Origin of the sequence: Psychrobacter sp. 72-O-c (assembly GCF_904846605.1) — a bacterium.
Classification (GTDB): domain Bacteria; phylum Pseudomonadota; class Gammaproteobacteria; order Pseudomonadales; family Moraxellaceae; genus Psychrobacter.
Window position 1 is genome coordinate 43,658 of the sequence record NZ_CAJHBI010000013.1, and the last position, 11,718, is coordinate 55,375.

13 protein-coding genes are annotated in these 11,718 nt (G+C 42.9%); 9 read left to right on the top strand and 4 right to left on the bottom strand.

Going from position 1 to position 11,718, the window contains the following annotated elements; genetic code table 11:
* Positions 1-119 precede the first annotated feature (119 nt).
* From JMX97_RS06495 to JMX97_RS06520, 6 genes are all read left to right on the top strand, one after another.
* The gene (locus JMX97_RS06495) at positions 120-542 is read left to right on the top strand and encodes an RNA-binding S4 domain-containing protein (protein WP_201556327.1); all 423 of its coding nucleotides are present in this window, start codon (positions 120-122) and stop codon (positions 540-542) included.
* Positions 543-816: 274 nt separating this feature from the next.
* Entirely contained in the window at positions 817-1,335 is a 519-nt protein-coding gene (locus tag JMX97_RS06500; protein WP_201556328.1) for a low molecular weight protein-tyrosine-phosphatase, read from the top strand.
* A 233-nt stretch (positions 1,336-1,568) separates the two neighbouring features.
* Positions 1,569-2,609 (top strand): UDP-N-acetylmuramate dehydrogenase, encoded by a 1,041-nt coding sequence (gene murB / locus JMX97_RS06505; protein ID WP_265089440.1) that lies wholly within the window; start codon positions 1,569-1,571, stop codon positions 2,607-2,609.
* On the top strand, positions 2,599-3,369 hold the full coding sequence (locus JMX97_RS06510) for a YdcF family protein (protein WP_201556330.1): 771 nt from the start codon (positions 2,599-2,601) through the stop codon (positions 3,367-3,369). The genes murB and JMX97_RS06510 overlap by 11 nt, the downstream gene beginning before the upstream one ends.
* Before the next feature lie 131 nt (positions 3,370-3,500).
* Positions 3,501-3,824: a cbb3-type cytochrome oxidase assembly protein CcoS gene (gene ccoS, locus JMX97_RS06515; protein WP_201556331.1), complete on the top strand. Its 324-nt coding sequence runs from the start codon at positions 3,501-3,503 to the stop codon at positions 3,822-3,824.
* Positions 3,825-3,939: 115 nt separating this feature from the next.
* A complete protein-coding gene (locus JMX97_RS06520) occupies positions 3,940-4,839 on the top strand; it encodes a sulfite exporter TauE/SafE family protein (RefSeq protein ID WP_201556332.1) in 900 nt (299 codons plus the stop codon).
* A 177-nt stretch (positions 4,840-5,016) separates the two neighbouring features.
* On the opposite strand, the gene JMX97_RS06525 is transcribed toward JMX97_RS06520, so the two are convergent.
* Together JMX97_RS06525 and JMX97_RS06530 are read right to left on the bottom strand one after the other, a co-directional pair.
* Positions 5,017-6,171, bottom strand: coding sequence for a DEAD/DEAH box helicase (locus tag JMX97_RS06525; RefSeq protein WP_201556333.1), 1,155 nt, complete (start codon positions 6,169-6,171; stop codon positions 5,017-5,019).
* Positions 6,172-6,430: 259 nt separating this feature from the next.
* Complete coding sequence (locus JMX97_RS06530; protein ID WP_201556334.1) at positions 6,431-6,646, bottom strand: cold-shock protein; 216 nt, start codon at positions 6,644-6,646, stop codon at positions 6,431-6,433.
* 355 nt (positions 6,647-7,001) lie between these two features.
* Between JMX97_RS06530 and aroQ the strand changes: the two genes are divergently transcribed.
* Both aroQ and JMX97_RS06540 read left to right on the top strand, forming a co-directional pair.
* A complete protein-coding gene (gene aroQ / locus JMX97_RS06535; RefSeq protein WP_227671485.1) occupies positions 7,002-7,514 on the top strand; it encodes a type II 3-dehydroquinate dehydratase in 513 nt (170 codons plus the stop codon).
* Positions 7,515-7,748: 234 nt separating this feature from the next.
* Positions 7,749-9,059, top strand: coding sequence for an ABC1 kinase family protein (locus JMX97_RS06540; protein WP_201556336.1), 1,311 nt, complete (start codon positions 7,749-7,751; stop codon positions 9,057-9,059).
* A 49-nt stretch (positions 9,060-9,108) separates the two neighbouring features.
* On the opposite strand, the gene JMX97_RS06545 is transcribed toward JMX97_RS06540, so the two are convergent.
* Positions 9,109-9,939, bottom strand: coding sequence for an ion transporter (locus JMX97_RS06545; RefSeq protein WP_201556337.1), 831 nt, complete (start codon positions 9,937-9,939; stop codon positions 9,109-9,111).
* 321 nt (positions 9,940-10,260) lie between these two features.
* Between JMX97_RS06545 and JMX97_RS06550 the strand changes: the two genes are divergently transcribed.
* Complete coding sequence (locus JMX97_RS06550; RefSeq protein WP_201556338.1) at positions 10,261-11,010, top strand: YebC/PmpR family DNA-binding transcriptional regulator; 750 nt, start codon at positions 10,261-10,263, stop codon at positions 11,008-11,010.
* Between the two features lie 130 nt (positions 11,011-11,140).
* Here JMX97_RS06550 and JMX97_RS06555 read toward each other — a convergent pair whose 3' ends face one another.
* Complete coding sequence (locus JMX97_RS06555; protein ID WP_201556339.1) at positions 11,141-11,713, bottom strand: methylated-DNA--[protein]-cysteine S-methyltransferase; 573 nt, start codon at positions 11,711-11,713, stop codon at positions 11,141-11,143.
* Positions 11,714-11,718: the final 5 nt, after the last annotated feature.

Below are 11,718 nucleotides of genomic sequence, written 5' to 3' on the forward strand. Positions count from 1 at the left end.
TAAAACCACTTGAATATAAGAATCCTACAACCATTTAGCACTAATAGTATTTACTTAGCACTTATTATTCTTACTTAGTTTTCGAGTGTCTTATTCCATATGTATTCAAAGGGATCACCATGAAAAACAACCTTGATAATACAAACCAAGCTTTAATTAAAATCCGCCTTGATAAATGGCTGTGGGCAGCACGCTTTTATCGGACGCGCACCCTTGCCAAACAAGCCATTGAGAGCGGGCGGGTTCATTATGGCGGTAGCCGTGTGAAGACTAGTAAAGAGATAGCGGTTGGAGATGAATTAACGATTCGTCAAGGTTCCGCAACCGCGATGACCGAAAAAACAGTAACCGTGGAAGCATTAACGGCTCAGCGAGGCAATGCCACTGCCGCCCAAGTCTTGTATTCAGAAACTGAAGAAAGCGAAGAGCGCCGTGCCTATTATGCTGAGCAGCGTAAGTTAGCCAATCTTGCACGCCCTGATAATAAGCCTAGTAAGAAAGAGCGCCGTGACTTGCAGCGCTTTAAAAAAAATCAAGACTAACCATCAGGGCTAACCATTAGAACTAAAAGAACGCTAAATAATTACCTACGCGTTACGTAAACGTTAGTATCAACGGTAACCTATTATATCTGCGCAGATAGTATCAGCACAGATTCGACGAATGACCCTAATGTTTAGCTTAGACTCTTGCCATTCAGGGCATTAACCGTTACGCTGAGAGCTAATTTGTTTAACCATTTACATGCTAATAAGCCGCATTATTAATGTTGGTTTCTTATAGCGTGTTTTTTTTATTGTCATAGAAGGTCATACTATGCTGATTAAAGCATCCACTCCATCATCTGTATTGTTAGTTTGTTTGGGCAATATTTGCAGGTCACCAACCGCCGAGGAAATTTTTCGTCAGCAAGCTGCTATTGCAGGGCTAGCGATGAAAGTAGACTCAGCAGGTACAGGCGATTGGCATATTGGTCATAAGCCAGACGAACGGGCGCGGCGTCATGCCAAAGCTCACGGTTATAATATCAATAAACTGGTGGCCCGCCAAGTAAGTGCAGATGACTTCCGTAACTTTGATCTGATTTTGGCAATGGATGCGCAAAACCTAGCTGACTTACAAGTACTCAAAGACAGTATCGCTGATACAAACGATAGCGCTAACATAACCACTAAGCCATTAGCAAAGTTAGCATTATTTAGCGAAGAAGACCCAACCTATGGCGGCGATGATGTCCCCGATCCCTACCAAGGTGATGGCCAAGCTTTTGAAGAGGTCATTGAACGTATTGAATCAAGCGCCCAAGCTTGGATTGAGAGTTGGAAGACTGTATAAGTTTGAAAGACTATATAGAAATAAGATCTCTATATTTCTCCCACTTTTAGTCGGCGCATCCTTTATACTAAACACCGCTTAATTTGTTATTTATTCGCCAAACAGGCTACCTTATGACTTCAGCTTTGCGCCCTGATCTTAGCATCCAACGTGATTTATCGCCTGACCTATCTTATGACTTATCACATAAAAAGCTGTCTGAAAAGTCGTATGATTTGTCACATGCCAATACTATGGCGTTGGCATGTGTTGCTGATTCCGTGGTGACGTTGACGGATGAAGATCAGCTTGATCGCTTTATGGCAAATTATGCAGGAAGCAATGAGTACAATATACCGTTATTGGTGCTGTCTGGCGGTAGTAATGTGTTATTGCCAGCGCAATTGCACGCTATCGTCTTACGACCACTAATGCGCGGTATTGTCGTCATCAATCAAACCCAAACGTACGTCGATATTGAAGTCATGGCGGGTGAAAACTGGCACGATTTGGTCATCTATACGGTCGCTCAAGGCTGGTATGGACTTGAAAACCTCGCTCTAATACCTGGTCTGACTGGTGCAGCACCTGTACAAAATATCGGCGCTTATGGCGTCCAGTTAGAAGATAGCTTGCAATATGTGCGTGCCTATCATTTGCCCAGCAGAACTTGGCAGCATTTATCCGCTACTGACTGCGAGTTTGGTTACCGTGATAGTCTCTTTAAACGCTCGCCAAATACGTGGCTAATCAGTCGTGTGGGTTTTCGCCTGCATCTTGACCCCTCACAGATTTTAGCGAGCTATGGCGATGTGCAATCGGTAGCACAAGATTATGCCAAACAACAAAATCGTACGCTGCCCATTCCAGCTGATGTGATGCAAGCGATTATCGATATTCGTACACAAAAACTACCCGACCCCAAGCAACTACCCAATTGTGGTAGTTTTTTTCAAAACCCTATCATCAGTAATGCTAAGTTTACAGCGCTACAAGAAAATTACCCTGATATCGTTGGCTACTCGATGCCTCAGTCAATGGTCAAGGTCGCCGCAGGCTGGTTAATTGAGCAAGCTGGCTTAAAAGGTGGTGGTATTGCACCGATTGTCACTCATCAACAGCAAGCGTTAGTGCTTACCAACCATACCCCTTATCAAGCCACCCAAGACGACGTAGCACAAGCCCAGCAATACATTGCGGATTGTGTTTATAAGAAGTTTGCGATTCATTTATCTCGTGAGCCGGTTTGGGTAAATGCTGATGGCTCAATCGGACATGGCGAGCATGTGGTCTAAAAAGTCTTTGTCTAAACGCCTATGGCGACATTACCTGCGATCAGCTGAACGCATGGTCAAACTGTTTCGTATTATTAGCATTACCTTTGTACTCGGTTCAACGATCATTATTATAGTGCTTATCAGTTTATTTACTCCACTGTTCTCACACGCTGTTATCTATGTATTGCAACACTTGCCTCTACCCACTATGCCAGCTGACGCGATGGGCTCACCACCAACTGCATATGTGGTTCTCGGTGGCGGCTTAACCAATGACAGCAACAATCAAATTATCCTCAATCGCTATAGCCTCAATCGCGTTCGTACTGCGGCCACAGCCTATCACGATCTACCACTACCTATCGTACTAAGTGGTGCTGAAGCGCCTTGGCTCAGGCAGTGGCTCATCGAACATGGTATTGATGGCTTAATAAGTGAAAATGCCAGTATGAATACCTGCGAAAATGCGCGCTTTACCGCCAAACGCATTCCTCTAAATCACGTCTATCTTATTACCGATAGCTATCATATGGCTCGTGCACGGAGACAATTTGCTTTAAACGGTATCAACAGCACCCCAATTAATGCACCTTTGCCGGTCGAACGTGATTGGGGGGAGCCGGCACAAAACTTAAGCCATTCAAGGCGCGCTGTTTACGAAATCGCAGCCTACCTGCGCGATGTTTTACGCCCGCAGTTAGACTGTCGCCGTGCCGAAGACATGACCTCTCAGCAGTTATTAACCCCAAGAGGCGTAGCGGTCAAAACCTTCGATTGAAACTTATACTTTAAGCGCTTCTATAACTTGATAACTTGTCTAATCTTGCCCACGCTTTCCCATATACCAGTCATTTAATCTATCAGCAATCAGCGTATAATAGAGTAGAACCGCCAACCAAGAGGTCTATAATGCTCAGCATATTTTTATTAATTCCATTGAGTTTGATGCTGTTTGTGGTTGCCATCTGGGCGGTACGCTATGCGGTAAAATCCAACCAGTTTGAAGATTTAGACAATGCCTCGCAACGCATCATTTTAGATGATCGCCAAGAGCGCAGACAAACCATTCAAGCTCATGATAATGCTAAAGCATCTGCTGATAACACTAAGCATGTATCTAACAATGACGATGCCAATAATCAGCAAGTGAATAGTGCAAAAGTGGATACGACTCTTATTACTAACCGTAGTACTGATCATAATACTGACAGTGATGACAACCCAAAAATATAATCATTACCAACACTTCCTATCTGTGGTCAACTGCATTATCGGTCACTATTAATAAGTTACGAACAATAAGACAAACCCGTTTTCGACCCGCCACTTATTTTATGAGACGCTCACTATGACCACCGCTTTATTAGTCGCAGCATTATTGATGGGTTTTTTTGGCTCACCGCATTGTTTGGGTATGTGTGGCGGTCTTGTGACGGCATTTGGACTATCTATGAAGGATGTCAGTCCAGCTAAGCGCCGTGCTCTAGTTGCCACCTATCATCTGGGACGTCTAACCAGTTACGCACTCTTAGGCTTAGTCGCAGGACTTATTGGTACCACTGTGTTAGAGCCATTAATGAAGGGTAACAGTACGCCACGTATTTTACTGGGCTTAGTACTGGTTTTTGTTGGCGTAACCATGCTTGGCGCACCATTTTTGACCAAGCTTGAGCGTTTTGGTATGCGCTTTTGGCAGTACCTTAGCCCACTTCGTCAAAAAGTATTCCCACTAACCACTTTCCCACGTGCACTAACTGCTGGTCTACTTTGGGGCTTTTTGCCTTGTGGCTTGGTCTACGGTGCCCTACTTATCGCAATAGTCGCCCACAATCCGTTGAGCGGTGCAGCATTGATGTTCGTCTTTGGCTTAGGCACAGTGCCAATGTTGGTTGCCACGCACGAAACCGTTGGCTGGTTACGCGATAAGATTGGACGTTTTCGCCTAAGACAGCTGAATGGCGCTATTATGGTGGCATCCGGTCTGGCGGTTATGGTTGTACCCATGGTAATGGCTAACATGCACAGTGGCCATGGCGGTAGCGATGCACAGATGGATCACGACAGCCATTCTGCTATGATGTCTGAGCCGGAAATGTCTGAAGCAACCATGGCCGATATGAGTCAAATGAATCATGACATGATGCCCAATACGGATAACACTACGGATCTTAGTATGCACGACATGAGTGCTATGCCGAATACTACGCCAAGTGATATGCCAAGCGAACATAACATGGACAATAATTGATCCGCTTCTATAGAGCATGCTCAGTGATATGATAAAAAGATGTCACAACTCAGCATAAGAAAATCTCATTAGCAACCTCCATAAAAAACCCTTAACGTCACAATTGGCGTTAAGGGTTTTATTTTGAACATGATGCTTGGTTTATAATGGTGCTTTACAGCTAGTACTTTACAACAGTTACTGTTGCCACTGCTCAAGGGTAAACTTAGTATCTAAATGCTTCTCTAACGCCGGTATATTAAAAGCATCGTCCTCACTGACGAAGCTAATACTGATTCCTGTTTGTCCGGCGCGGCCTGTACGACCAATGCGATGAACATAATCATCCGGTTGATCGGGCAAAGTATAATTGACCACATGACTGATATCATCAACATGTATCCCGCGCCCTGCCACATCCGTCGCTACCAAAATAGAAGCGTGACCATCTTTAAAACGCTGTAAATATTTTTCACGTTTTTGCTGAATCACATCACCGGATAGCATGACAATTTTGTGTGCTTGGCGTAGCTTATGATAGAGACGCTTTACCTGATCTTTACGATTGGCAAAGACAATCACTTTTTCCACTGCCGTATCGGTAAGAATACGCTGTAGCGCTTCTAACTTCTGATCTTCTGTGAGTAAATAAAAGTGCTGATCAACCAGCTCGCTGGTTTTATGCTCCGGCTCAATTTCAACAAACTGCGGCTCATGCAGCCAGCGATAGGCCAAGTTCATCACATCTTGGTTAAATGTGGCAGAAAACAATAAACTTTGACGATCCGTATTGGGTGGCATCCGGCCTACTAAACGTTTAATATCTGGTATAAAACCCATATCCAGCATGCGATCAGCTTCGTCTAATACCAGCACTTCCACACGATCTAGATGAACCATGCCTTTATTCATCAAATCAATCAGACGACCAGGCGTTGCAACCAAAATATCGACATATTGACGGTCAAGCTCATGCTGCTGAGTTTCGTAATTGGTTCCACCCATGATACAGACGCTATGTAGCGAGGTATATTTGGTCAGCATAATACAATCGTCGAATATTTGCTGAGCAAGTTCGCGTGTTGGCGCCATGATAACTGCGCGCGGTTCACCTAAATAGCGCTCTTCATTACTAGCAAAAGGACGGTTGAGCAAAGCTTCCATAATGGTGAGCAAAAAAGTCGCCGTTTTTCCGGTACCCGTTTGCGCCTGACCGATAGCATCTTGATGTGCCAAGGTATGCGGTAATATCTGCGCTTGAATGGGAGTTAGCTCGGTAAAGCCTAAATCACTCACCGCACGTAGAGTGGGCGCTGAAAGTGGCAAATCAGTAAATGTCGTGAAATTACTCAAAAAATTATCCTTTTATATTAACCGCTTATATATTAACTAGTGATAGGCTCACGGTAAGCCTTAGCGTAGACTGTATCTAAATATCAATGACCATAACCATGCCAAACTAAAAAGCATAAAAAAGCCAAGCCTAACATCTATCCCTTACCGAATACGCTGCGATAAACTCAACATCGGTAAGATAAGACGGGCTTGACTTAGGAGTATATCAGTAGTCTGCGCTGACATTATAGATAAACTGCGCTAATGTCAGTCTTGATCACTCTTCTACTTTTCTCACTTCTTCAGCTTGGAGACCTTTATCGCCTTCTACCACACTGAACTCGACTTTTTCACCATCTTTTAGAGAACGATAACCATCACCTTGGATGGCACGAAAATGAACGAAAATGTCTTCTCCGCTATCACGTTGAATGAAACCAAAGCCTTTTGAGTCGTTAAACCACTTAACGATACCATGCTCACGATCTGACATAACATTACTTCCTAAAAAGTTCGCTTAGCCCCAAATTCCTTTGCAACATTGCATATAAACGGGTACTAAAATTATGAAATCAGTAACAAAATTGCAATAATTATTGCTTATAAAATATCATAGCACGGGTTTTTAGTAACATAAAGACTTTTAACACGATTTTTGAGGTCTAAGTCAGTTTTTGATGTAATTTTTTTATAACCTAGCTAGCAAGCTGTTATGATAAAGGGCTAAGGTTAAATCTATTCAGTTTATCCTTTCTAATATGAACATCTTTTATGTATTAGTAATTGATGAGTACCAATACCACTTCAAGTTTGTAGAGACCATTATGAGCACCTCCCCTCAGTCAACGATGCCAGCAAACCTCTCTAATCCAAAAGCAACCCAAGCCCTTACCCATAAACTGTTACTTGTTAATGGGGTAAATCTTAATTTACTAGGCAAGCGTGAGCCTGAAATTTATGGTCATACTACCCTTGCTGATATTGAAACCCGCCTAATAAAACGTGCCGCGCAATATGGTGTTGAGCTGGTTTGTATTCAATCAAACCATGAAGGTAATCTTGTTGACGACATTCAGCATTACGGATTACTAGCAGAGCCAGCCGCGCAAGTAGATGCGGTTATTATTAACCCTGCGGCTTTCACTCATACGTCGGTTGCGCTACGCGATGCCTTATTGGCGACCCAAAAGCCATTTATCGAAGTGCATCTATCCAACGTCCATACGCGGGAATCCTTCCGGCAACATTCTTATTTAAGTGATGTGGCAGTCGGTGTTGTCTGTGGTTTGGGGCATTTAGGCTATCAGATGGCGTTGGATTATTGGCTGGTCGATACTTATCTTATAAATTTAGATGGCTAATTTTCTTGCACTTATTTTTGCTGCACTAATATTTGCATCATTTAGTACAGTAACTAAAGCAAACTGGTTAAGTAGTGACAGCTTGATTAAAATAAGACTTAATGAAAACATAGATTTTATATTTAGCGCTTATATTGGTAATAAAGTAGCGCTTATAAACAAACAGTCATAGCAGCAAAACAGCTCAATAATTGAGAATATGACTTAATGAATAATTTAATAATGGTGATATGAATGGCAAAATCGTCCGGAAAACGCTTTATGAAACTTGCTGGCATGACTGCAAGTATTGCGGGCAAGGCGGCAAAAAACTCATTAAAGCACCTCTCTAGTGACGAAGAAAAACGCCTGCAAGCACGCTCAGAATTAATGCAAGATGTGGGTATCCAGATAGCCGAAACACTTGGGGAGATGAAAGGTGCGGTGATGAAAGTGGGCCAAATTGCCTCACAATATAAAGATGTATTCCCGCCTGAAGTTGCAACTGCTTTGGAGAAGCTACAAAAAGATGCGCCGCCTATGCCTTATTCGCAGATACGTTCGCAAATCGAGCGCGAGCTCAAAGCCCCCGTTGACCAGCTGTTTACTGAGTTTGAGGAAACGCCATTTGCCGCCGCCTCTATCGGCCAAGTTCACAAGGCTACGCTACCTTCTGGAGAAAAGGTAGTCGTTAAAGTACAGTATCCCGATGTCGATGAAAACTGTGATAGTGACCTTAAACAGGTACGCATGGCGCTCAAAATCGCGGGCGTTCTAAATATGAATCGTGAGCTACAAGATCAGCTGTTTAACGAGATTCGCCAAAGCTTACATGACGAGCTGGACTATACGAAAGAGGCGCATAATTTACGAGTGTTTGGCGCTTTTCACGCCGATGACGAAGGCCTTATTATCCCAAAGGTAATCAGTAGCCATTCCTCTAAACGGGTTTTAACCTTAACCGAAGAGATGGGTGAAACGCTGACGGTAGCCGCAACTTGGGATAATGCTATTAAGCAGAAAATCGCAGAACGTTTGTTTCATTTTAGCGCCGGACAGCTTTTTGGCTTATATCGGATGCACTGTGACCCGCATCCAGGTAACTTCGCCTTTCGTGCCGATGGCAGTGTAGTCGCTTATGATTTTGGCGGCGTTCGCAGCTATAGTGACAGTGAAGTTAAGTTATTTCGCCGTTTTGCGCAACACGCGATAAAAGGTGATGTGACGGCTCTGGAGCAAGACTTAGTCGCTCTTGAGGTACGCCGAGATGATAAGACAGATATTCCAGGCGAGTTTTACCAAAAGTGGCTAGCGATTGGTCTCAAACCTCTGTCCATTATGCCCTATCAAGAAGGTGCTTTTGATTTTGCTGGCAGCCAAGTACATCACGAAGCCATCACCCAAATGCGGACATCCTTAAAGTATTTTGGTCAGTTTCAACCATCAGCTACTACAATGATGCTAGATCGCACGGTATCGGGTCAGTATTGGAACTTAGTCAACCTAGGCGTCGAGATTGATTTGTCACCTTTAGTTGCTGGCTACATAGAAACGCCTGCACACTAATAATCGTAGTTGATTATCAAAACCCTTACGAATGTAGAATAGCCAGTTATTACACATGTAGAGCATGTCCACAACGATCACAAAACACTGCCCCGACTGCATGACCAAATTTACCGCAGTTCGGGCAAGTTACTGGATTGAGCTGTGGACGCATATTACGTGCCAGCTCAGAGGTAAAGATCCCTGTAGGTACTGCGATAATGGAATAACCGGTAATCATGACCATAGAAGCAATAGTCTGACCTAACGGCGTTTTTGGTGAGAGATCACCATACCCCACCGTTGTCATGGTCACAATAGCCCAGTAGATAGATAATGGAATGCTGGTAAAGCCATTTTCCGGCCCTTCAACCACATAAATGACTGAGCCGAAAATCGTTACTAGCAGTACCAGTGATAAGAAAAATACAGTGATTTTTTGTTGACTAGTCTTGAGCGCCGATGCTAAAAAACCCGCTTGCTGCATATAAGCTTTCAGCTTGAGCACTCGGAAAATACGCAAGATACGCAAGATACGTATCACTATTAGATATTGTACGCCCACGAACATGAGACTTAAGTAACTCGGTAGTACGGATAATAGATCCACTACCCCAAAAAAACTAAAGACATAACGGAAACGGTTAGGCGCTGAAAATAGCCTTAAGGCATATTCAATAGTAAATAAAATAGTAAAGAACCATTCAGCATAATAAAATATCGTGCCATACTGCAAGCGCATATATAACACACTATCGAGCATCACCACGGCCACACTGGCCAAAATCGCAATCAATAATACAATATCGAACAGCTTACCCAAACGGGTATCTGTGCCTTCAATAACGATATGAATGCGCTTACGTAGGCGATTAAGGGCTTCAACGGTTGGTTGCTTCATAGGATCAGTAGCGTCATAGCAGTAATGGCTTTATAAAATAAAAAGGTTTAAATCGACATGGAAAGTGTGGTGAGTCAAAATGCCTATAAGTGGTTTATAATATCGTCCACTAGTGGTTATTATAGGCTTCTAACATTTGTCACAGTGTAGCAAAAAACCACTCCTAGCGACATACAAATCATTAACTCACACGCAAGCTTATTCCCACCAATAAGCTTGGCAATTGTACAATAAAAAATTATGTGAGCATGAATCAGCGGTTGTTATTAACAGCCCTCTTATCAGCTGACTAAATAACAAGCAAAAATTTAAGGATGTAATATGGCAGGTCATTCAAAATGGGCAAATATCAAACACCGTAAAGCGCGTCAGGATGCGGTAAAAGGTAAAGTATTTACCAAAATTATCCGCGAAATTGTCTCCGCTGCCAAGCAAGGTGACCCCGACCCTGATAAAAACCCACGCTTGCGAGCCGTTATTGAAAAAGCTTTATCAGCCAATATGACTAGGGATACGATCAATCGTGCGGTTACTCGCGGTGCTGGCGGCGGTGACAATGACAATATGGAAGAAGTTAGCTATGAAGGTTATGGTATCGGCGGCGTAGCCGTATTAGTCGAAACTATGACTGACAACCTCAATCGAACCGTCAGTGAAGTGCGTCATGCTTTTACCAAGCACGATGGTAATTTAGGCACTTCAGGCTCTGTCGCTTATCTATTCAATAAGCGCGGTGAGATTAGCTTTAATGATGTCAGTTTAGAGGACGAAGTGATGCTGGCGGCATTAGATGCTGGCGCGCTTGATATCGAAAACGATGGCGAGACCCTACTGGTTATTACTGAAGTCGATAGCTTTGGGGCTGTAAAAGATGCGCTAAATGCGGCAGGCTTAGTTTCTGATAACGCTGAGGTCACTATGTCACCAGCGACTAGTGCGGAGATTGATAACATTGATGACGCGCAACAAGTAATGAAAATGATTGATATGTTAGAAGACATAGATGATGTGCAAGAAGTCTATACCAATGTTAATTTCTCAGATGACGTCATGGCGCAACTTGAAGAATAATGGTCATTGACAAGCTATGTATTGATAAATAGTTTATGTAGAAAAAAGGCCAAATGCTTTTAAACATTTGGCCTTTTTAGCACATTCTTTATGTAATAAACTTCTCAAATGCTTGGTTTTAACCCTAGAGCTAACCTTTACATTTAACACCTTCAAGCGCGAGCAAATGCTCTTTTTTATCTAATCCGCCAGTATAACCGCCAAGCTTACCATCGCTAGCAATGACTCGATGACAAGGGACAATAAGGCTAAATGGGTTTTTCCCGTTAGCATTAGCAACGGCTCGATATCCTTTAGGGTTATTAACTCGCTGCGCAAGCGTGGCATAACTGATAGTCTCGCCATGAGGTATTGTTTGCAATCCTTTCCATACTCTTTGCTGAAACTCGGTACCTGATGATAAATCTAAAGGTAAGTCAAATTTTTTGCGTTCGCCATTAATGTATTCATTGATTTGTTCAATAGTAGTAAGTAACAGAGCTTGTGTCATATCAGCAATGCTTAGGCTATTTTTATCTATAAACTCAAAGTCACTATCATCAATTTTATAATACTTTTTAAGCTTAGGAAATGATTTGGAGTTAAGCCATGACTGGCCTTCTTTCAGCCAATCAACGACAACAATTTTAGGGCTCTCGTTTTCATTAGCACCTGCAATTAAAGCTAACTCATATTGTCCAAAACTTGTTGTAGTTACTATCATAGTTG